Here is a 21,036-nt window from a genome sequence, read left to right as displayed (position 1 = left end):
GTCATGGCGGCGTGGATAGAAATAGAAGGAGTGCTAATCAATGAACTGGTATGAGATCGCTCTCGGCGTCGTCCTCGTCGTCGTATCCGTTTTGATCATCGTCTTTACCCTCGCTCAGGAGCAGAAGGGCCAGGGTCTGTCTGGCGCGATCATGGGCGAAAGCTCCGCCACGATGGCTGCTGGCCGTGAGCGCGGCGTGGACGCCAAGCTGGCCAAGCTGACCAAGGTCTGCGGCATTGTTTTCTTTGTCGTCACGCTGGTCGTCTGCGTCCTCAGCGCACGCCTGTGATTTTGGCAGGGTAAGCACAAAACAAAAGGGTCCGCCAAGCGCTTTAGGCCTTTGCAGGCAGCGCCCCGGCGGGCCGTTTTTTGTGAAAGTATATAAAGAAGTCAAACTGGTAGGGCACCGCCGGACGGCGGTGCGACGTAAATTAAAGGAGTACACATGACACCGTTACAGAAAAACATTTTAAACGCCGTCAAGCGCCGCCCCATGACGCTGCGCGAGCTGCAGAACAATTTGCAGGTGGATAATTCCCGCCTGCGCACCAGCGTGTCCGCCATGGTCGCCACCGGCGAGCTGTCGATGCGCAACGGCACCTATGCCCCGGGTTTTGCCACCTATGTGAATGCCAATGCCCCCGAGACCATCCCCTGCACGCTGGTCAAGCTGGCGGCCCGCTTCGGCTTTGCCAGCCGCGACGACGGCGAAGGCGATATCTTCATCCCGGGCCGCGCACTGCATGGCGCGATGCCCCAGGACAAGATCAACGTCAAGCTGTTCGACCATCCCCGCGTGGAGGGTTCCTCTGAGGGGGAGGTCGTCGAAGTCACCGTGCCCAACAACCGCTTTGCCGGTACGGTCTGCCTGTCTGAGGATGGCCGCCTGGCCGTTGAGCCGGACGGCTGCCGCGATGTGAAGTTCCTGCTGGCAAAACAGGGGAGCGAGGGCGTCCACCTGGGCGACAAGGTCGGTTTCCTCATTACCCACCGCGGCAACCGCCACAGCGACCACCGCGCCGCCGTCGTCGAGAAGTTCGGCTCCTCCGACTACGCCTCCGAGTGCGCCAAGGCCATTCTGTACGGCCGCAACGTCCGGCTCGAGTTCCCGCCCGAGGTGCTGGAAGAGGCCCACGCCTATGACGACGCCACGATTGACCCGACCGAGGCTGCGAAGCGGCTGGACCTGCGCGGCATCCCCATCTTCACCATCGACTCCGCTGAGACGAAGGACATCGACGATGCCATCAGCCTGCAAAAGCTGGACGACGGCTACGAGCTGGGCGTCCACATTGCCGACGTCAGCCATTATGTGCGCCCCGGTTCCGCCTTGGACGAGGAAGCCTTTGAGCGCGCAACGAGCATTTACTACGCCGACAAGGTCATCCCGATGCTGCCGACCCAGCTGTCCAACGGTATCTGCTCGCTGAACGAGGGCGAGGACCGTCTGGCGTTCTCCTGCCTGATGCGTCTGGACGAGAACGGTGAGATCCGCAGCTACAAGTTTGTCAAGAGTGTGATTTGCAGCCGCGTCAAAGGTGTGTATAAAGAAATCAACGCCCTGCTTGAGCCGGAAGAGGGTGCAGACCTGACCGACTTGCAGACCAAGTACGCCGCCGTGCTGGACCAGCTGCCCACCATGGATGAGCTGTACCGCAAGCGCCTTGTGCTGCGCAAGGCCCGCGGCGGCATGGACATCGAGTCCAACGAGGCAAAGCTTGTCATGGACGAGAACGGCCGCTGTGTGGACATCGTCAAGCGCGACCGCGGCACCTCCGAGTGCATGATCGAGGAGTTCATGCTGCTGGCGAACCAGTGCGCCGCCAACGCGGGCCGCACGAACAAGGTGCCCTTTGTCTACCGTGTACACGAGGCTCCCGATGCCGAGAAGATGGAAAAGCTGTCCGCCACACTGCTGGCCTGCGGCCTGAACGCCAAGTTCAAGAACCCCATCCCGACGCAGCTGGAGCTGGCCGCCCTGCTGGACGAGACCCGCGACCAGCCCATTCAAATCCCTGTGCACACTGGCATCCTGCGCAGTATGCAGAAGGCCCGCTACGCCCCGCAGCCCCTGGGCCACTACGGCCTGGTGCTGGCGGACTACGCCCACTTTACCAGCCCCATCCGCCGTTACCCGGATTTGGCTATCCATCGTATTCTGAGCGAAATGCTCACCGGCGCATCGGCCAGCCAGCTGCAGAAGGACTTTAATGAGTTTGCCCAGCAGGCCAGCGAGAAGTCCAGCAAGCAGGAAGTCGCTGCCGTGCGTATCGAGCGCGACGTTGAGGATCTGTACAAGGCCGAGTATATGCACGGCCATCTGGGCGAGGTCTACACTGGCACGGTAGCGGGCATCACCCCGCGCGGCGTTTTTGTCGAGCTGGACAACACGGTCGAGGGCTTTGTGCCCGCCGCCCAGCTCTGCAAGGGCGAGCCGCAGGTCATCGACGGCGTGAGTATGCTGGACCCCCTGACCGGCAAAAGCTGGATGCTGGGTTCCTCCATGAAGATTCAGGTCGCCGCCGCCGATGTGGCGCTGGGCCGCATTGATTTTGAGTATATGGTGGAGTAAGGTTTCACCCTTATGAAATAAAAAATCTCCCTGTCCACGCCGGGCAGGGAGATTTTTTGTGGCTTATATCACTTTATGTTCCATCCACTTCCCACGGAAGAACCGCACGCCGAAGCACAGGCTGCGGCAGATCCAGTCGATGAACATACCGAACCAGACGCCGGTCAGGCCCATGTGGAACTGCAAGACGAAAACATAGCTCAAAATCACGCGGAACAGCCACATACTGATGATGCTGACCGTCATCGTGTACTTGGCATCGCCGCCCGCGCGCAGGGCGTTGGGCAGGGTAAAGCTCGTTGCCCAGAAGAACACGCTGAACAGATTGAACCAGTGGACCACATGGGTACACATCGTCGAGGCCTCAGCCGAGAGGCTGAACCAGGTCACGACCTCGGGCATCAGGATGAACAGCGCCAGGTTGGCCAGCGCCAGGCCGGTTATGGCAACGCCCATCAGGGTCATGGTGTAGCGCTGGGCCTGCTTTTTCTCGCCCGCGCCCAGACATTGGCCGATGACGGGAATCGTCGCTAGGCTCATCGTCGCGCCGGGAATGTTCGCCAGCGTCGAAACGGAGTTCGCCACTGCGTTGGCCGCAATGGCCGAGGTGCCCAGGGTGGACGTCAGGCTGCTGACGCAGAGCTTGCCGATCTGGAACATACCATTTTCAAGCCCCGAGGGGATACCGATGGACAGCACCTTCATGATCGGCTCGCGCCGGGGGCGCAGGTCGGCGAGGTGCTGGACCCGCAGCGGGTTGTGCATATTCTGGTTCTGCCACAGGATGAACACGGCGGCGAACACACGGCCAATCAGTGTTGCCAGCGCCGCGCCGATAACGCCCATGCGGAAACCGTAAATTAAAATGGCGTTGCCTGCGATGTTGATGATGTTCATGACCAGGCTTGCCAGCATACTGATGCGGCTGTTGCCCTGCGCCCGGAACAGCGCCGCGCCGCCGTTGTACAGCCCGATGAAGGGATACGACACCGCACTGATGAGGAAATACTGCTGGGCAAACCGCATGACGTCGTCGTCGATGCTGCCAAACACGCCGCGCAGAATCGGGCGGGAGAGCAGCATACAGACAACGCCCACCGTGATGGTGGAAATGCCCAGCACGCTGTACAGCTGGGCGGCGCTATGGCTGGCATTTTCTTCGTCCTTGCGGCCCAGGTATTGGCTGGCAATGACCGCGCCGCCGGTGGCCAGGGCAGACAGAATTTGAATAATCAAAATATTTAGGCTGTCCACCAGTGAAACGCTGGAAACAGCGGCTTCGCCCACGCCGGAGACCATCAGTGTATCGGCCATGCCCATGGTCACGCTGAGGGTCTGCTCCAGCAGCAGGGGCCAGATCAGGGTAAAAAGCGCCCGCTTGGTGAAGAGCGGCGCTTGCGGCTTTGCAGCGGCTGCCATGAAATTACTCCTTTTTTTCTTGGATTTTACCGTTATTATACCGCAAAATTTATACGAAATCAACGTTTTGACACTTGTTCAAAATATAGCGTAAAACATTGTAACGGCAGCGTTTGCAGCCAAAATGGCGAAAAATCAAATCGCAAGGATATTGCCCACTTTACAAAAAAACAAGGCCCCGGCCGCAGAGGGACGCGGCCGGGGCAGGGGAACACAGCAGCTTGGAGGTTGCTGCGGGCTTGTTAAAGTTAGGAATAAATCTGGTTTAGAAGTCGACCTCGGTGTCGTAGTAGCAGCACTTCAGCAGCTTTTCCATCTCTTCCTGGCTGGGCTGGCGCGGGTTGGAACCGGTGCAGGCGTCGGCAATCGCGTTCTTGGCGATTTCGGGCAGTCTCTCAAGGAAGACATTCTCCGGCACGAAGCCCTGCTCTGCGGGGTAGGAGTCGGGGCCGTAGTGGCCGATGCAGTGCGGGATGTTCAAATCGTCGTTCATGCCGCGCAGGTATTTGATGAGCAGATCGACCTTCTCGTCGTCGTTCGCGCCGCCCAGGTGCATCTTGTCAGCGATAACGCCATAGCGTGCCTTGGCGGTCGGATCCTTCGCGTTGAAGGCAATGACCTTGGGCAGGTACATGGCGTTGGCTGCGCCGTGGATGATGTGGGCGCCGTAATCAGCAAAGGCCGCACCGGTCTTGTGGGCCATGCTGTGGACGATGCCCAGCAAAGCGTTCGAGAACGCCATACCGGCCAGGCACTGGGCGTTGTGCATTGCATCGCGCTTTTCCATATCGCCGTTGTAGCTGCCGACGAGATCCGCCTGGATCATCTCGATGGCGTGCAGGGCCAGCGGGTCGGTGAAGTCGCAGTTGGCGGTGGAAACATAAGCCTCGATGGCGTGGGTCATGGCGTCCATACCGGTGTGGGCGACGAGTTTCTTAGGCATGGTGTGGGCCAGCTCTGGGTCAACGATGGCGACATCGGGGGTGATCTCAAAGTCGGCGATGGGGTACTTGATACCCTTCTCGTAGTCGGTGATGATGGAGAACGCCGTGACCTCGGTCGCGGTGCCGGAGGTGGAAGAAATGGCGCAGAAATGGGCCTTGCGGCGCAGCGGCGGGATGCCGAACACCTTGCACATATCCTCAAAGGTGATATCGGGGTACTCGTACTTGATCCACATGGCCTTGGCGGCATCGATGGGGGAGCCACCGCCGATTGCGACGATCCAGTCGGGCTGGAATTTTTCCATAGCGGCAGCGCCCTTCATGACTGTCTCGACCGACGGGTCAGGCTCGATGCCTTCAAACAGCTCAACCTCCATGCCGGCCTCTTTTAAGTACGCCTCCGCACGGTCCAGGAAGCCGAAACGCTTCATCGAGCCGCCGCCGACGCAAATCATCGCGCGTTTGCCGGGCAGTGTTTTCAGTGCTTCCAGCGCGTTGGGGCCGTGGTACAGGTCACGAGGTAAAGTAAATCTAGCCATAGGGTTATGCCTCCTTATATAAATAAAATGCTCTTTTTTGACTTTGATAATTAAATGTCAAAATCTATTGTATACAGTATACACCCTTTATGTCTAAATGGTCAATCGACAATACGGAGAATTTACTGCCGATAATTCGTCATTTTGCCCATCGCGGGCTCATACGCTTATTGTATGGGGAAGGGGGCAGAGCGTATGCGTCATATTACGCCGCAGCAAAACGCAAAAATGCGCCTGCGCACGCGGCTTTTGGCGGCGGTGCTGGCGGTGGGGTGCCTGGGCGGGCTGGTCGTGCGGCTGTTCATCCTGATGCTGCGTGACCCCGGCGGCTACGCGGCCCGTGCCGCCGACCAACAGCTGCGCGGGGCCACGCTGCCCGCCGCCCGCGGGGAGATTTACTCCGCCGACGGCACGCTGCTGGCCGCCAGCAAGACCTGCTGGACCATCCGCGCCGCCCCGCGGGAAATGGCCGACGACAAAGTTGAACCCGCTGCCCGGGCGCTGAGCGAGATCTTGGAACTGGATTATGACGATACGCTGGCAAAATTCAGCCAGCGCAGCTCCAACGACTGCCTTTTGCGCCGCCGTGTGGATAAAGATATGGCCGATGCCGTGCGGGACTGGTGCACGGCCAACGGCGTGGATGGCGTGCAGATACGCCAGGACACCAAGCGCGTCTACCCGGAAGGAAACTTTATGGGCGGCATCCTGGGCTTTACCGATGTGGACAACGCGGGCCTGTGGGGGCTGGAACTGCGCTACAACGATGAATTGACCGGGAAGAATGGGCGCATCCTGACCGCCAAGAACGCCTGGGGGTACGACCTGCCCACCCACTACCAAACGCTGGTGGACGCCGTACCCGGCAACACACTGACGCTGACCATCGACGCGAACATCCAGCATTGGCTCGAAAGTGCCCTGGCCGCCGCCGTGGAGGAGCACCATGTCGCCGAGCGGGGCGTCGGCATCGTGATGGACGTCCACACCGGCGCGGTGCTGGCCATGTCCTGCCAACCAGACTACGACCCCAATGCGCCGCGCACTCTTATAAATAAGGAAGTCCGCGACACCGTGAACGCCCTGAGCGGCGAGGAACGCAGCACCGCACTGCAAAAAGCTCAGCAGGCCCAGTGGCGCAACAAGGCCATCAGCGACCTGTACGAGCCGGGTAGCGTGTTCAAGCTCATCACGGCGTCGGCGGCGCTGGACTCCGGCGCGTGCAGGGCCACAGATTATTTTACCTGCGCAGGTAAAATTTCTGTCGCAGGTACGCGGTTCCGCTGCGCCAATGGGCACATCCACGGCACCGAGACATTTGCCCGGGGGCTGGCGGTCAGCTGCAACCCCTGCTTTATCCAAATCGGCGCACGTCTCGGGAAAGAACGTTTCTGCGATTATTTTGCGGACTTCGGCCTGCGGGAGGCAACGGGTATCGACCTGCCGGGCGAGATACGCCGCAGCGAGTATTACACGGCGGATAAAATGGGCCCGGTGGAGCTGGCGAGTTGTTCCTTTGGGCAGAGCAGCAAGGTCAGCTATTTACAGATGCTCACAGCGGTTTGTGCGGTGGTGAACGGCGGTGAGCTGATGCAGCCCTATGTGGTGGCGAAAATCACGGCCCCGGACGGGACTATTATAAAGGAAATGGCGCCGACCGTGAAGCGGCGGGTCATCAGCGAGGAAACCTCGGCCACGATGCGCCGCTTGATGGAGGGCGTCGTGACCGGCGGCACCGGCAAACAGGCCGCGCTGGAAGGCTACCGTGTCGGCGGCAAGAGCGGTACGAGCCAGAAGCTGGACAGCGCCAACGAGGGGGCGCGCATTGCAAGCTTTGTGTCGGTCGCGCCCATAGACGACCCGAAAATTGCGGTGCTGATCTGCTTGGATGAACCCCACAGCTGGACCACCAGCGGTGGGGCGCTCTCCGGCCCGGTGTGCGCTGAGGTACTAAGAAAGGCGCTGCCGTATTTGGGGGTGGAGCCGGAAAGCGGCGGCTGATGGCAAACGCGCACGCAAAGCCCCGCAGACACAACCTAAAAAACCTCTTGACATTCCCCAAACCTGTGATATACTAGTAAAGTACGCAAACGAATAGTTAGAAGGCGAACAATCCACAATCTAACTGATTATCGCAAAATCAACAGGGAAGGGAGGAAATCATGCACGAACCATCGCCAAATGACTGCGGCTGCTGTGCCGATGTTCACTTCGGCGCACTGCTGAACCAGAGTGCGCGGGTCATACGCAGGGCGCTCGATGCCCGCATTTCCGGCGTCAACCCGGATCTTTCCGGTGTGCGGGGCATGGTGCTTGGCGACATCGTCCGCGCCAACCGCAACGGGCGGGATGTCTACCAGCGCGATATTGAACAGTGGTTCAACATTCGCCGTTCCAGCGTCACCGCCCTTTTGCAGGGCATGGAGCAGGACGGTTTCATCACCCGCTGCGCCGTCGAGAAGGACGCCCGCTTGAAACGGCTTGTCGCCACCGACAAGGGCCGCGCCTGTCATGCGGAAATTGAAGCCAGCATCGCACAGTTTGAAAGTGACCTGCAGAAGGGCATTGACCCGCAGCAGGCCGCCGTCGCCCGCGCTGTGCTGGAACAAACCCTGCGCAACGCGCAGCACATCCTGGAAGAGGGAAATACCAACTAAGAGAGGGGAAATATCACTTGTTAAAAACACTCGGACGTGAAACCAAGGGCATTCGGCTCGTCTCTGTGTTGACGCCGCTGTTTATGATTGCGGAAGTCATCATGGAAATGATCATCCCGAAGCTCATGGCCTCCATCATTGACAACGGCGTCACACCGGGCAATATGCAGGTCATCTACACCGTCGGCGCTCAGATGATCGTGGCTGCGCTGTTCGGCCTGTTGTTCGGCATCCTGGGTGCGGTCAGCGGTTCCCATGCGGCCACCGGCTTTGCCCGCAACCTGCGCCGTGCGATGTTTGAAAACATCCAGACTTTCAGCTTTGCCAACATTGACAAATACTCCACTGCGGGCCTTGTCACCCGTATGACCACTGATGTGACGAACATTCAGAATGCCTACCAGATGCTGCTGCGTATGTCCATCCGCGCACCCGCCAGCATGATCGTGGCGCTCATCATGTCCTACACCATCAACCGCCAGCTGGCCAACATTTACTTGATCGCCGTCATTCTGCTGGGATGCGCACTGGTGTTCATCATGACCCGTGCCACCAAGTATTTTGGCGAGGCTTTCCGCAAGTACGATGACCTGAACGAGAGCGTGCAGGAGAACGTCTCCGCCATCCGCGTGGTCAAGGCCTATGTGCGTGAGAAGTTCGAGGGCGAGAAGTTCCAGAAAGCCAGCGAGAACGTCCGCCGCCTGCTGATGCGTGCGGAAATGATTCTGGCCTGGAACGCCCCGCTCATGCAGCTGACCGTGTACAGCTGCATCCTGATCATCTCCTGGATCGGCGCACAGCTCATCGTCAGCTCCGGCGCAACGACCTTTACCACCGGCGACCTGATGAGTATGCTGAGCTACTGCATGAACATCCTTATGAGCCTGATGATGCTCTCGACGGTCTTTGTTATGATCACGATGTCTATGGCCTCCGCCAGGCGCGTGGCCGAGGTCCTGGACGAGCAGTCCGATCTGACCAACGGCGAGGACCCCATCATGGAAGTTAAGGACGGCTCCGTCAAGTTCGACCACGTCAGCTTTGCCTATAAAAAGGATGGAAAGAAGGCGCTGGAGGATATCAACCTCGATATCCAGTCCGGCCAGACCATCGGCATCATCGGCGGTACCGGCTCGGCCAAGTCCAGCCTTGTGCAGCTGCTGCCCCGTCTGTACGATGTGACCGAGGGCAGCGTGACCATCGGCGGCGTCGATGTGCGCCGCTACGATTTGGAGACGCTGCGCAACAACGTCGCCATGGTGCTGCAGAAGAACGAGCTGTTCAGCGGCACGATCGCCGAGAACCTGCGCTGGGGCAACCCCGACGCTACCGACGCCGAGATCGAAGATGCCTGCAAGCAGGCCTGCGCCGATGAATTTATCGAGCGCTTCCCCGATAAGTACCAGACCCACATTGAGCAGGGCGGCAACAACGTCTCCGGCGGCCAGAAGCAGCGCCTCTGCATTGCCCGTGCGCTGCTGAAAAAGCCCCGCATCCTGATTCTGGACGACTCCACCTCCGCCGTCGATACCGCGACCGACGCGAAGATCCGCCACTCGTTTGCCGAGAAGATCCCCGGCACGACGGTCTTTATCATTGCCCAGCGCATTTCCTCTGTGGAGAATGCGGACAAGGTGCTTGTGCTGGATAACGGCAGGGTCAGCGGTTTTGACACCCCCGCCAACCTGCTGAAAAACAACGCGATTTACCAGGATGTCTACAACAGCCAGACCAAGGGCTCCGGCGACTTTGACGAGAAGGGAGGGGAGGCATAATGGCACAGCAGGCAAAAGTTGTCAAGATCGGCCCCGGCGGGCGCAATAACGGCCCCCGCCCCAAGGTCGAAAACCCCGGCAAGGTGTTCAAGCGCATCCTTGCCTATGTGATGAGCCGCTATAAGGCACAGGTCATTGTGGTGCTCTGCTGCATCCTGCTGGCAGTGTTCGCCCAGCTGCAGGGCGTTATGTTCTCCCAAACGCTGATTGACGGGTACATCCTGCCGCTGCTGAATTCCGGCAGCACGGATTTCAGCGGCCTGGCCGCCGCCATCGCCCGCGTGGCAGCGTTCTACTGCGTCGGCATCTGCGCCGTATTTGTGCAGAACCGCCTGATGGCAAAAATCACCCAGGGCACGCTGAAAGACCTGCGTGACGAAATGTTCACCCATATGCAGACGCTGCCCATCAAATACTTTGACACCCACGCCCACGGCGATATCATGTCGGTCTACACCAACGATATCGACACCCTGCGCCAGATGATCAGCCAGAGTCTGCCGCAGCTCGTCAACACCATCGTCACCATCATCGGCGTGCTGTTCTCGATGATTTACCTCAGCATCCCCCTGACGCTGCTGGCGCTGGCTATGGTCGGCGTTATGCTGTTGGCAACCAAGTACCTGACCGGAAACTCCGGTAAGTTCTTCATCAAGCAGCAGCAGGAACTGGGCAAGGTCAACGGCTATATCGAGGAAATGATGAACGGCCAGAAGGTCGTCAAGGTTTTCTGCCATGAGGAAGCCGCCATCAGGGAGTTCAATGAACTCAACGATGAGCTGTTCCACAGCGCCGACAAGGCCAACGCCTACTCTCTGGTGGCAATGCCGGTCAACGGCCAGCTGGGCAACCTGTCCTACGTGCTCTGCGCCATCATCGGCGGTGCGCTGGTCATCAGCGGCTTTGGCGGCAGCCTGTCGCTGGGCGGTCTGGCCAGCTTTCTGGTGCTGACCCGCCAGTTCAACCAGCCCATCAGCCAGATCTCCATGCAGCTGAACTCTGTTGTCATGGCATTGGCCGGCGGTGCGCGTATCTTTGCGCTGCTGGATGAAAAGCCGGAAGTCAACGAGGGCGATATCACCCTTGTCCATGCGAAGTACGCCGCTGACGACACCGTCACCGAGACCAACGAGTCCACCGGCATGTGGGCGTGGAAGCACATCGGAGATGACGGCAAGCCCCAGTATACCGAGCTGAAGGGCGATATCGTCTTTAAGGATGTAGACTTCGGCTACGATGAGAAGAAGATCGTCCTGCACGATATCAACCTGTACGGCCGCCCAGGCCAGAAGATCGCCTTCGTCGGCTCCACCGGTGCAGGCAAGACGACCATCACGAACCTCATCAACCGCTTCTACGATATCCAGAAGGGCCAGATCTTGTACGACGGCCACGATATCAAATCCATCGAGAAGGACGCGCTGCGTTCCTCGCTGGGTATCGTCTTGCAGGACACCCACTTGTTCACCGGCACGGTCATGGAGAACATCCGTTATGGCCGCCTGACAGCCACCGATGAAGAGTGCATGGCAGCCGCCAAGCTGGCGAACGCCGATACCTTCATCAAGCACCTGCCCGACGGCTACAACACGATGCTGACCGGCGACGGCACGAACCTGAGCCAGGGTCAGCGCCAGCTGCTGGCTATCGCCCGTGCAGCGGTCGCGGATCCGCCGGTACTGATCCTCGACGAGGCAACTTCCTCCATCGACACCCGCACCGAAAAGCTCGTGCAGGACGGCATGGACGGCCTGATGTATGGCCGCACGACCTTCGTCATTGCCCACCGCCTGTCCACGGTGCGCAACTCGGACTGCATCATGGTGTTGGAGCAGGGCCGCATCATCGAGCGCGGCACCCACGACGAGCTGATTGCCCAGAAGGGCCGTTACTATCGCCTGTACACCGGTAATTTTGCCGAGAACAGCTAAACCGTCGAAAAAGGTCGCAAAACAGCCTGAAATCAATCAAAACTGCCGGGATAGCATCCGCTGTCCCGGCAGTTTTTGTGCAAAATGCCGCAACAGCGCCAAAAAGTTGACGACGAGGGAAAAATTGGTTATAATAGTATGCGTAGACACGCAAAAAGCGCTGCCTGACCACGCGGCCAGAGGGAAAACAGGCCGCCTTACATACACTATTTTTAACAATACACAGGAGGGGATTCCATTATGGCACCCAAGAAGAAAATTGCACAGACCGTTATTACCGAAGGTAAGTTCTACACCATCAGTGCCGCCAACGGCAAAGTCGTCGAAGTCGCTGACTATAACATCGACAACGGCGCGAAGATCCAGCTGTGGGACAACGCCAACGCCGAGTGGCAGCAGTGGAACTTCGTCGCAGCAGGCGACGGAGTTTACCGCATCCAGAACCGTTTCACCGCAAAGATGCTTGACCTGGACATGGGCGGCGTCAGCGACGGCACCCGCGTCCACCAGTGGGAGGGCGCACAGGCTTCCAGCCAGCTGTGGGTCGTTGAGCCGACCAACGATGGCCGCGTGAAGATCAAGTCCAACCTGGCCGGCAAGCTGCTTGACCCGGGCATGGCTACCGAGAATGGCACCGTGTTGCAGATTTGGGCTGACGTCAACGGCGACAACCAGTTCTGGACCATCAACGAAGTCACCCGCAAGCCCAAGACCAGTGTGAAGGCTTCCGCCGTCAAGGCCAAGGCTGCCGCCGAAAAGGCCGCCACCGAGGCTGTCAAGGCTGCCGAGCCTGTTGTTGAGAAGGCTGTTAAGGCCGCTAAGCCGGTTGCCGAGAAGGCTGTCAAGGCTGCAAAGCCCGCCGTCGAGAAGGCCGTCAAGGCCGCCGAGCCTGTTGTTGAGAAGGCTGTCGAGACCGCAAAGCCGGTCGTCGAGGAGACTGTCAAGGCCGCGAAGCCCGTGGTCGAGAAGGCTGTCAAGGCTGCCGAGCCTGTTGTTGAGAAGGCTGTTGAGGCCGCAAAGCCCGTCGTCGAAAAGACCGTTGAAGCTGCCAAGACCGCTGCCGCCAAGGCCAACACCCGCAAGACCACCAAGGGCAAGCGCCGCAAGTAATTCGCTTTGAACTTTTTTCCTGCAATTTTTGTGCTGTAACGAGAAAACCCCGCCCCGTCAGAATGCAGTTCCTGACGGGGCGGGGTTATTTTTTGTTTGTGGCTGAAAAGCCTTCCCCCTGCGGGGGAAGGTGGCCCGAAGGGCCGGATGAGGGGCGAGTGTGCCAGTATTGCCCGCGAACGAGCTGCGGCGGAAATGCTGCCCTCATCAGTCACCTGCGGTGACAGCTTCCCCCACGGGGGAAGCCTTCAGACTTACCCCAGCGCCGCAATGCTCTCCTTGATCTTGGCGGCTTTCTCCTGGGCGGCGGCCAGCTTGGCGCGGGTCTCCTCGACCAGCTTTGCGGGGGCCTTCTCGACGAACTTCGGGTTGTTCAGCTGGTTTGTGAACATCCCCAGCTCCTTCTCGGCCTTCGTCAGCTCCTTGTTCAGGCGGGCAAGCTCCTTCTCGCGGTCAATCAGCTCCATCATCGGGATAAAGCCCTTCGCGTCGGGAGTCGCTACGTTGACCATGCCGTCGGTGCTGCCCTCGTACTTGGCAGTGACCGTCACGTCTGTGGCAAAGGCGAAGCGGGCCAGATACGCGCCGCCCTTCTCGAATGCGGCGGGGCTGGCTGTCTCAATGACCATGCTCGTCTTTTTGGCGGGGTGGACGTTCATCTCGGCGCGCATGGCGCGGACCGCCTTGATGTAGTCCATCAGTTTCTCAAAGTCGGCGCAGTCCTCGGCCCAAACCTTCATGTTCTCGTCGCCGGGCCACTTCTCGTTCATGATGGTCTCGGCGCTGCCAGGCAGGGCCTGATAGATTTCCTCGGTAATGAACGGCATGAAGGGGTGCAGCAGCTTCAGCGCCTTGTCCAGCACATAGACGAGCACCTTGCGGGCGGCGTCGGCGGCAGCTGCGTCCTCGCCGTTCAGGCGGGTCTTGCAGATCTCGATATACCAGTCGCAGTAGACTTCCCAGATGAAGTTCTCGACCTTCTCGGCGGCCAAGCCCAGCTCGTACTTGTCGAGGTTTGCGGTGGCCTCGGCGGCGACCTTGGCAAGCTCGCTCAAAATCCACTTGTCGCTCATGTCCAGCAGGTCTTCGGCAGGCAGGCCCGGCTCAAAGTCCTCGGGCAGGTTCATCTGCACAAAACGGGAAGCGTTCCACAGCTTGTTGGCAAAGTTGCGGCAGGCGAGTACCTTTTCGTCGCTGTAACGCATATCATTGCCGGCGGTGGAGCCGATGATCAGCATCATGCGCAAAGCGTCCGCGCCGTACTGCTCAATGACTTCCAGCGGGTCAATGCCGTTGCCCAGAGATTTAGACATCTTGCGGCCCTGGCTGTCACGGACAATGCCGTGGATGAGCACCGTGTCAAACGGCGCTTTGCCGGTGTAGGCAAGGCCGGAGAAAATCATACGGGAAACCCAGAAGCCGATGATGTCGTAGCCGGTGACGAGGGTGTTGGTGGGGTAGAAGTAGTTGTAATCCTCGGCGTTCTCGTTGGGCCAGCCCAGGGTGGAGAACGGCCACAGCGCACTGCTGAACCAAGTATCCAGCGTGTCAGGGTCCTGGGTCAGTTTGGTGCTGCCGCACTTGGGGCAGGTGCAGGGAGCCTCTTTGGCAACAACGGTCTCGCCGCAGTCGTCGCAGTACCAGGCGGGGATCTGGTGGCCCCACCACAGCTGGCGGCTGATGCACCAGTCGCGGCCGCCCTTCATCCAGTTGATGTAGTTCTTGGTGAAGCGCTCGGGCACGAACTTGATCTCGCCCTTCTCGACGCTCTCAATGGCAGGCTTTGCCAGCGGCTCCATCTTGACGAACCACTGTTTGGAGACCATCGGCTCAATGACAGAGTGGCAGCGGTAGCAGGTGCCCACGTCGTGGGTCAGCGGCTCGGTCTCTTTCAGCGCACCGCAGGCTTCCAGGTCAGCCAGGATGGCCTTGCGGGCTTCCAGCGCGGTCATGCCGGCATATTTGCCGCAGTCCAGCACGTCCGGTTCATCGGCGGCAGCGCGGCCTGCAGCCTTCTCGGCATCGACGGCGGCCTTGTCGGCAGCACCGGTCATGTGGCCGTCATAGGTCAGCACGCGGATCATCGGCAGGTCGTGGCGCTTGCCGACCTCAAAGTCGTTGGGGTCGTGGGCGGGGGTGATCTTCACGACGCCGGTGCCCTTTTCCATGTCGGCGTGCTCGTCGCAGACGATGGGGATTTCACGGCCCAGCAGCGGCAGCACCACATGGCAGCCGTGCAGGTGCTTGTAGCGCGGGTCCTCGGCGTTGATGGCAACGGCAGTATCGCCCAGCATCGTCTCGGGGCGGGTGGTAGCCAGCTCCAGCATTTCGCCGGTCTCCTTGACGGGGTAGAGCAGATGCCAGAAGCTGCCCTCCTTGGCCTCGTACTCGACCTCGGCGTCAGAGATAGAGGTGTTGCAGTGGGGGCACCAGTTGACCATACGGTTTCCGCGGTAGATCAAGCCCTCATTGTACAGGCGGACGAACACTTCCTTGACGGCGTTGGAGCAGCCCTCGTCCATCGTGAAGCGTTCGCGCTGCCAGTCGCAGGAGCAGCCCAGCTTTTTCAGCTGGCTGACGATGCGGTTGCCGTAGGTGTTCTTCCAGTCCCAGGCGCGCTCCAAAAAGCCGTCGCGGCCGACCATCTCTTTGGTCAGGCCCTCCTCGCGCATTTTGGCAACGACTTTGGCCTCGGTGGCAATGGAGGCATGGTCGGTGCCGGGCACCCACAGGGCGGCGTAGCCCTGCATCCGCTTGTAGCGGGTCAGGATGTCCTGCCAGGTTTCGTCCATAGCGTGGCCCATGTGCAGCTGGCCGGTAACGTTCGGCGGCGGCATGACGATGGTAAACGGTTTTTTGCTGCGGTCGATCTGGGTATGGAAATACCCCTTGTCGCACCAGTTCTGGTAGATGCGGTCCTCGGTGCCCTGCGGGGCATATTGTTTGGCGAGTTCTTTCGGCATATTGTAACCTCCTGGAAAATGTGCGGGGCGTGTTTTTGCAAAACAAAAAGGCCGCCCCATGATGTATCATGGGACGGCCTGAAAAGTTCAAGTCGCGGTACCACCCAAGTTGCCTTGCAAAAGGCCGCTTTGCGGCAGGCCAGCAAGCCCGCCTGCCCTGATAACGGCGGCAACCCCGGGCGCAGCTGGCAGGGGAGCAGCCCCCTCTCACCGCACCTGCTTGAAAGTGACAGCACCCGCCGCGCTTTGCCGGGCTTGCATCACCCCCCGGCTTGCTGCAAAAGTACGATGCGGGTACACTCTTTCGCACTGCATTTATACCTTATAATGTACAACACAGTGCGGGAAATGTCAAGAGGAAAGCGGATTTGATTTTTACCTAAGGCAGGTTCATTCCCATTTCTCCCACACCTCCGGGCAATAACCCACCGTAGCCTGCTTGCCGTTGCGTACAATGGGTTGGCGCAAAAGCTGCTGGTTCTCAAACAGCTTGTCGGCCTGCTGGCTCTCGTCCAGCCATTGCAGCAAGGCCAGTGTATCCTTGTCCTTGGCTGCGTCGTCCACCAGCTTGGCCCAGCCGCCCACGGCACGGCAGACGTTGTCAAACTCGCCCCGGCTCAAGCCCTTTTCCTTTAAATCCACCATCTGGAATTTGATGCGCCGTTCTTTAAACCAGCGCTGGGCTTTTTTCGTGTCAAAGCTCTTGTTTGTGCCAAAAATCTGTATGTTCATGGCTGTTCCCCCCACAAATATTGCCTTAAGAATAGCACATTATTCTTTTCTTGACAACTTTCAAATCTGGGCCTATATTGTGGGTGGGCCGCAAAAAGGCGGCCGATAAGAGGGGAAAGAACACCTATGGATTTGGCGATCATTGCGGCCAAACAGGTTTTGCAGTTGCTGCCCATGATCCTGGCGCTCTACGCCCTGGCGCTGACGGAGGTACTGTGAAACGCGGGTTGCCCTGCGGCCCCCAGCGTTTCCGCAAACACCTGCTTGCCTTTAAACGGCGCGGGTGAACACGGTTCGCCCATATAACTGCCTTCCGGCGCCTTGCCCATTCCAGCGGCAAGGCGCGTTTTTTGTGTGGGATACTTGCTCTTGCCCCCATCGGGTGTTATAATGAGGGTTCATAGAGGAGTTGTATCATTAAAGGAGTATTATGGAAAAGCAAAGAACCAGTCCGTGGCTGATCTTGTTCCGCGTGATTTTCACGGCGGCGCTGATCGCCTGCATCGCATTTATCTTCCGAAACTCGATGGAGACAGGTACGGTGTCCTCGGCCCGCAGCCAGGCCGTTATGGCCTACGTCAATGACCTGCTGGCAAAGGTTCACCTCGGCCCTCTGTCCGAACATACCATCCGCAAACTGGCCCACTTTTTGGAGTTCACGGTGGAGGGCTTCCTGCTGATGCTCTGCATCCGCGTCTACACCAAGCATTTTGTCCGCCACATGAGCTGGCCGCTGCTGGGCGGCATGACCACTGCCCTGATGGACGAGACAATCCAGCTGCGCAGCGTCAGCCGCACCTCGTCAGTCGTGGATGTCTGGATCGATATGTCCGGCGTTGTGGCTGGGCTGTTTGTGGCCCTTATCATTTTGCTGATTTTCCGCGGCATCGCGGCGTTTGTCCGTGTTGAGCGCGAAAACCGTGCCCTGCGCGCCGAACGGGAAGAAATGCGCCAGCGCGAGCATGAGCGGCTGGCCCGCCGTGCCGCCCGCCGCGCCCACGAGGCGCAGGAAAACCGCCCCTTGACCGATGACGATGAGGAGGATGAAGAATGACGACCCAACAGGCAATCGAAGCCCTGCACGCCCTGCCGCGCATGGGGCAGGGAAAACCGGGCCTGGCCCGGATGCAGAACCTGTGTGACCACCTGGACAACCCGGAAAAAAAGCTGCAGTGCATCCACATTGCAGGCACCAACGGCAAGGGAAGCCTGGCGGCCATGACGTCGTCCATTCTGACGGCAGCGGGCTACAAGACCGGCCTGACCATCAGCCCCTATGTCGTTGATTTCCGGGAACGTTTCCAAATCGACGGTGAGATGATCTCGCCCCGCACGCTGGCCAGCCTGACCCAGAAGGTGATGGACGCCGTGGATGCCATCGAGGCCGAGGGCGGCGAAAAGCCGGTGGAGTTTGAAGCTGTCACTGCGCTGGCGCTGCTTTGGTTCGCCCGCGAAAAGTGTGACCTCGTCGTGCTGGAAACCGGCCTGGGCGGTCGCTGCGATGCTACGAACGTTGTGCCCCACAAGCTGGTGGCCGCGATCACGAAAATTGGCTATGACCACATGGAAGTGCTGGGCGATACCCTCGATAAAATTGCCGCTGAGAAGGCCGGCATCATCAAGGAGGGCAGCGTCGTCGTCAACTATCCCGACCAGCCCGCCGAGGCTATGGGCCCGATCCTGACCGCTGCCGCTGAGGCCCACACCAGCATCATCACGCCGGATAAGGACGATTTGACGCTGCTGCGCGGTAAACGGCTGGAAAACCGCATCGACTACGGCGGCTACCGCACCGCGCTGGGGCTGCCCGGTACCCACCAGGCCAACCACGCCGCCATGGCGGTGGAGATCGCCCTCGCCCTTTGGCGGGAGTTTGGCTATGATATTTCCGACGATGCCATCCTCGCGGGCCTTGCCAACGCCAAAATGCCTGCCCGCATCGAGGTGCTGCGCCGCCACCCGCTGCTGCTGCTGGACGGCTGCCACAACCCCGATGGTGCCAAGATGCTGGCCGCGACCCTGACCCGTGCCGATTTTGAGGAAAACCTCGTCGGCGTGCTGGGCGTGCTGGCTGACAAAGATTATAAGGATATGCTCTCCGACCTCGCGCCCTGCTTTGCCAAGGTCTACACCGTCACCCCCAACTGCCCCCGCGCCCTGAGCGCCGAGGATCTGCAGAAGGAGGCCCGCTTCCACATGGACGCTGAGGCCGCCGAAAGTGTACCCGACGCCCTGCGCAAGGCCGTTGACTACGCCGACGAGAACAACCTTGCGGGCGTCGTCGTCTGCGGCTCGCTCTACCTTGCCGCCGAGGCCCGCCCCTGGCTTCTCAAAGAAGCAGAAAAATAACCCGCGTCCCGCGATTTTGACAAAATAAACACCCCCAAGCCTGTATCATAACGGTACGGGCTTTTTTTATTTGCCGCGATTGGCTTTACATCAGCTTTTCAATCGCTTGCAGGGGAGGGATTCATCCCTCCCGCGCACCTTGCCTTTATCGCGCAATTAAAATTTCACCACCCAGGTAGGGGCCGGGCACGCCCGGCCCTCCACGTTCCCATTATCACCCTATCAAAATACAAACCACTCCGTAGGGGCGGGGCTCTGCTCCGCCCGCACAACGTCCCCGAAACCGCAACTTTACCTACAAAAAGAAGGACAAACCTATGGCCAAAGTAACCTTCATCCCCGGCAGCGGTACCCTCGCCGCCTACCTCAGCGGCGAGATTGACCACCACGCTGCCCAATCGCTGCGCAAGGAAATCGACGCCCAAATCGATGACCGCCTTCCCGAACTTCTGACGCTGGACTTCTCCGGCGTCACTTTCATGGATTCCTCCGGCGTCGGGCTTATCCTGGGCCGCGGCCGCCACATCGGCGCACTGGGCGGCCGCCTGACTGTCCAGAACCCACCCCGGGCTGTGCGGCGCATGCTGGACCTGGCCCACATCACCTACGCCTGAACGGAGGAAAACACAGATGAAAATGCTCAATCAGGTAAAAATCACCTTTGCGGGCCGCTCCGTCAACGAGGGCTTTGCCCGCGCGGCGCTGGCGGCGTTTCTGGTGCAGCTGGACCCCACCGTGCCCCAGTTGGCTGATATCAAGACCGCTGTGTCCGAGGCCGTGACCAACTGCATTGTCCACGCCTACCCGGACCGCATCGGCCCCATCACAATGACGGCAGCCATCTATGAGGGCGGCGTCGTGCGTATCACCATCACCGACCGTGGCGTCGGCATCCCGGATATCGCTAAAGCCATGGAACCGATGTTCACCACAGGCGACGCCGAGGAACGCGCGGGCCTGGGCTTTGCGGTCATGCAGAGCTTTATGGATAAGGTCAAAGTTTCCTCTGCGCCGGGGCGCGGAACCCGCGTGACCCTGACCAAGCGGCTGGATGCCCGCGCGTGAACCCCCTACATATATAAAAGGAGGGGACAGCCATGCCTGCTGACATCCGAGATCTGCCGCGCGAAGAATTTATTGAGAAGAATTTGGGCCTGGTCCATGCCTGCGCCGGGCGCTTCAAGGGGCGGGGGATCGAGTACGAGGAGCTGTATGCCGCGGGCTGCCTGGGGCTGGTCAAGGCCTGCGATGGTTTTGATACAGGGCGGGGTGTCTGCTTTTCCACCTATGCCGTGCCGGTGATTTTGGGAGAAATCAAAAAACTGTTCCGCGATGGCGGCACGGTCAAGGTGAGCCGTTCTTTAAAAGAATTGAGCTTGAAGATCAACGCCGAGCGCGAGCGCTGCCTGAAACGTACCGGCCAGGAGCCGAGTGTCACAGAACTTGCAGAGACACTGGACACAACACCCGAGCAGATTGCCCTTGCCATCCGTGCAGCCCTGCCTACCTTAAGCCTGACACCGACCGATGGCGAGGATGGACTGAAAGAGTTTGACGTGCCGGTGGATTCGCCGGAGGAAGAACTCTCCGACCGCATCGGCCTGGCCGAGGTGATGGACAAGCTGGACACCAACGACCGCCAGCTCATCCGCCTGCGCTTTTTCGCTGGCCGTACCCAAAGTGAGACTGCCCGCGTCCTGGGCACCACCCAAGTCCAAATCTCCCGCCGCGAGCGCCGCATCCTAAAATGGATGCGCGAACAACTGCTGGATGCACTGTGAAATACAGCTGTGTCCCAACCCACTTCGCCAACCTGCCCAGCCGCCACTCGGTAGGGGCCGGGCATGCCCGGACCTCCGCCTTGCCGTTACTGCAATTTAATCTTCCATATTGTAGGGAGGGGACTTGACCCTCCGCCGCACATTGCCTTTATTGACCCTTACTCCCGCCAGGTCGCCCATGTAGGGGCGGCATACATGCCGCCCGCCCCACCTTCCCATCACAACCCCTTGCGCCTATCACCACCCACCACCCCAATATACACC

General features: G+C 59.6%; 16 protein-coding genes. 12 read left to right on the top strand and 4 right to left on the bottom strand.

Annotated elements, in window-relative coordinates:
• Positions 1-40 precede the first annotated feature (40 nt).
• Entirely contained in the window at positions 41-289 is a 249-nt protein-coding gene (secG, locus tag ACZO0A_RS11465; protein WP_215693527.1) for a preprotein translocase subunit SecG, read from the top strand.
• A gap of 156 nt (positions 290-445) precedes the next feature.
• A complete protein-coding gene (gene rnr / locus ACZO0A_RS11460) occupies positions 446-2,572 on the top strand; it encodes a ribonuclease R (RefSeq protein WP_215693525.1) in 2,127 nt (708 codons plus the stop codon).
• Positions 2,573-2,635: 63 nt separating this feature from the next.
• Here the strand turns inward: rnr and ACZO0A_RS11455 are convergent, their stop codons facing one another.
• Both ACZO0A_RS11455 and ACZO0A_RS11450 read right to left on the bottom strand, forming a co-directional pair.
• The gene (locus ACZO0A_RS11455) at positions 2,636-3,991 is read right to left on the bottom strand and encodes an MATE family efflux transporter (protein ID WP_215693523.1); all 1,356 of its coding nucleotides are present in this window, start codon (positions 3,989-3,991) and stop codon (positions 2,636-2,638) included.
• A gap of 265 nt (positions 3,992-4,256) precedes the next feature.
• Complete coding sequence (locus ACZO0A_RS11450; protein WP_215693521.1) at positions 4,257-5,474, bottom strand: iron-containing alcohol dehydrogenase; 1,218 nt, start codon at positions 5,472-5,474, stop codon at positions 4,257-4,259.
• 195 nt (positions 5,475-5,669) lie between these two features.
• Between ACZO0A_RS11450 and ACZO0A_RS11445 the strand changes: the two genes are divergently transcribed.
• The 5 genes from ACZO0A_RS11445 to ACZO0A_RS11425 all read left to right on the top strand — a co-directional run bounded on the left by ACZO0A_RS11445 (position 5,670) and on the right by ACZO0A_RS11425 (position 12,947).
• Entirely contained in the window at positions 5,670-7,475 is a 1,806-nt protein-coding gene (locus ACZO0A_RS11445) for a peptidoglycan D,D-transpeptidase FtsI family protein (RefSeq protein ID WP_252261661.1), read from the top strand.
• 161 nt (positions 7,476-7,636) lie between these two features.
• Positions 7,637-8,131 carry a MarR family winged helix-turn-helix transcriptional regulator gene (locus tag ACZO0A_RS11440; protein WP_215693518.1) on the top strand — a complete coding sequence of 165 codons (495 nt, stop codon included), beginning with the start codon at positions 7,637-7,639 and terminating at the stop codon, positions 8,129-8,131.
• 17 nt (positions 8,132-8,148) lie between these two features.
• On the top strand, positions 8,149-9,906 hold the full coding sequence (locus tag ACZO0A_RS11435; protein ID WP_294719830.1) for an ABC transporter ATP-binding protein: 1,758 nt from the start codon (positions 8,149-8,151) through the stop codon (positions 9,904-9,906).
• Entirely contained in the window at positions 9,906-11,837 is a 1,932-nt protein-coding gene (locus tag ACZO0A_RS11430; protein WP_302377357.1) for an ABC transporter ATP-binding protein, read from the top strand. Before ACZO0A_RS11435 ends, ACZO0A_RS11430 begins: the two co-directional genes overlap by 1 nt.
• Positions 11,838-12,077: 240 nt before the next feature.
• Positions 12,078-12,947: an RICIN domain-containing protein gene (locus ACZO0A_RS11425; protein WP_291232032.1), complete on the top strand. Its 870-nt coding sequence runs from the start codon at positions 12,078-12,080 to the stop codon at positions 12,945-12,947.
• A gap of 254 nt (positions 12,948-13,201) precedes the next feature.
• Here the strand turns inward: ACZO0A_RS11425 and ACZO0A_RS11420 are convergent, their stop codons facing one another.
• Positions 13,202-15,910, bottom strand: a complete 2,709-nt coding sequence (locus tag ACZO0A_RS11420; RefSeq protein ID WP_291232031.1) for a valine--tRNA ligase — start codon at positions 15,908-15,910, stop codon at positions 13,202-13,204.
• A 390-nt stretch (positions 15,911-16,300) separates the two neighbouring features.
• The gene (locus ACZO0A_RS11415) at positions 16,301-16,642 is read right to left on the bottom strand and encodes an arsenate reductase family protein (RefSeq protein ID WP_215693506.1); all 342 of its coding nucleotides are present in this window, start codon (positions 16,640-16,642) and stop codon (positions 16,301-16,303) included.
• Positions 16,643-17,072: 430 nt separating this feature from the next.
• On the opposite strand from ACZO0A_RS11415, the gene ACZO0A_RS11410 reads away from it, so the two are divergent.
• The 5 genes from ACZO0A_RS11410 to ACZO0A_RS11390 all read left to right on the top strand — a co-directional run bounded on the left by ACZO0A_RS11410 (position 17,073) and on the right by ACZO0A_RS11390 (position 20,772).
• Positions 17,073-17,696, top strand: a complete 624-nt coding sequence (locus ACZO0A_RS11410; RefSeq protein ID WP_291212256.1) for a VanZ family protein — start codon at positions 17,073-17,075, stop codon at positions 17,694-17,696.
• On the top strand, positions 17,693-18,991 hold the full coding sequence (locus ACZO0A_RS11405; protein WP_302377353.1) for a bifunctional folylpolyglutamate synthase/dihydrofolate synthase: 1,299 nt from the start codon (positions 17,693-17,695) through the stop codon (positions 18,989-18,991). The genes ACZO0A_RS11410 and ACZO0A_RS11405 overlap by 4 nt, the downstream gene beginning before the upstream one ends.
• A 317-nt stretch (positions 18,992-19,308) precedes the next feature.
• A complete protein-coding gene (locus tag ACZO0A_RS11400) occupies positions 19,309-19,605 on the top strand; it encodes an anti-sigma factor antagonist (RefSeq protein WP_215693501.1) in 297 nt (98 codons plus the stop codon).
• 16 nt (positions 19,606-19,621) lie between these two features.
• Positions 19,622-20,056, top strand: coding sequence for an anti-sigma F factor (gene spoIIAB / locus ACZO0A_RS11395; protein ID WP_215693499.1), 435 nt, complete (start codon positions 19,622-19,624; stop codon positions 20,054-20,056).
• Positions 20,057-20,088: 32 nt separating this feature from the next.
• Complete coding sequence (locus ACZO0A_RS11390) at positions 20,089-20,772, top strand: sigma-70 family RNA polymerase sigma factor (protein ID WP_294782014.1); 684 nt, start codon at positions 20,089-20,091, stop codon at positions 20,770-20,772.
• Positions 20,773-21,036 lie beyond the last annotated feature (264 nt).

This window comes from Gemmiger sp. (assembly GCF_057431175.1).
This window is presented reverse-complemented; position numbering and strand designations above follow the sequence as displayed.

Bases quoted from the DNA above. Each gene is read 5' to 3' on its own strand.
- secG (WP_215693527.1), top strand. From the start codon at position 41: ATGAACTGGTATGAGATCGCTCTCGGCGTCGTCCTCGTCGTCGTATCC.
- rnr (WP_215693525.1), top strand. From the start codon at position 446: ATGACACCGTTACAGAAAAACATTTTAAACGCCGTCAAGCGCCGCCCC.
- ACZO0A_RS11455 (WP_215693523.1), bottom strand. From the start codon at position 3,991: ATGGCAGCCGCTGCAAAGCCGCAAGCGCCGCTCTTCACCAAGCGGGCG.
- ACZO0A_RS11450 (WP_215693521.1), bottom strand. From the start codon at position 5,474: ATGGCTAGATTTACTTTACCTCGTGACCTGTACCACGGCCCCAACGCG.
- ACZO0A_RS11445 (WP_252261661.1), top strand. From the start codon at position 5,670: ATGCGTCATATTACGCCGCAGCAAAACGCAAAAATGCGCCTGCGCACG.
- ACZO0A_RS11440 (WP_215693518.1), top strand. From the start codon at position 7,637: ATGCACGAACCATCGCCAAATGACTGCGGCTGCTGTGCCGATGTTCAC.
- ACZO0A_RS11430 (WP_302377357.1), top strand. From the start codon at position 9,906: ATGGCACAGCAGGCAAAAGTTGTCAAGATCGGCCCCGGCGGGCGCAAT.
- ACZO0A_RS11425 (WP_291232032.1), top strand. From the start codon at position 12,078: ATGGCACCCAAGAAGAAAATTGCACAGACCGTTATTACCGAAGGTAAG.
- ACZO0A_RS11420 (WP_291232031.1), bottom strand. From the start codon at position 15,910: ATGCCGAAAGAACTCGCCAAACAATATGCCCCGCAGGGCACCGAGGAC.
- ACZO0A_RS11415 (WP_215693506.1), bottom strand. From the start codon at position 16,642: ATGAACATACAGATTTTTGGCACAAACAAGAGCTTTGACACGAAAAAA.
- ACZO0A_RS11410 (WP_291212256.1), top strand. From the start codon at position 17,073: ATGGAAAAGCAAAGAACCAGTCCGTGGCTGATCTTGTTCCGCGTGATT.
- ACZO0A_RS11405 (WP_302377353.1), top strand. From the start codon at position 17,693: ATGACGACCCAACAGGCAATCGAAGCCCTGCACGCCCTGCCGCGCATG.
- ACZO0A_RS11400 (WP_215693501.1), top strand. From the start codon at position 19,309: ATGGCCAAAGTAACCTTCATCCCCGGCAGCGGTACCCTCGCCGCCTAC.
- spoIIAB (WP_215693499.1), top strand. From the start codon at position 19,622: ATGAAAATGCTCAATCAGGTAAAAATCACCTTTGCGGGCCGCTCCGTC.
- ACZO0A_RS11390 (WP_294782014.1), top strand. From the start codon at position 20,089: ATGCCTGCTGACATCCGAGATCTGCCGCGCGAAGAATTTATTGAGAAG.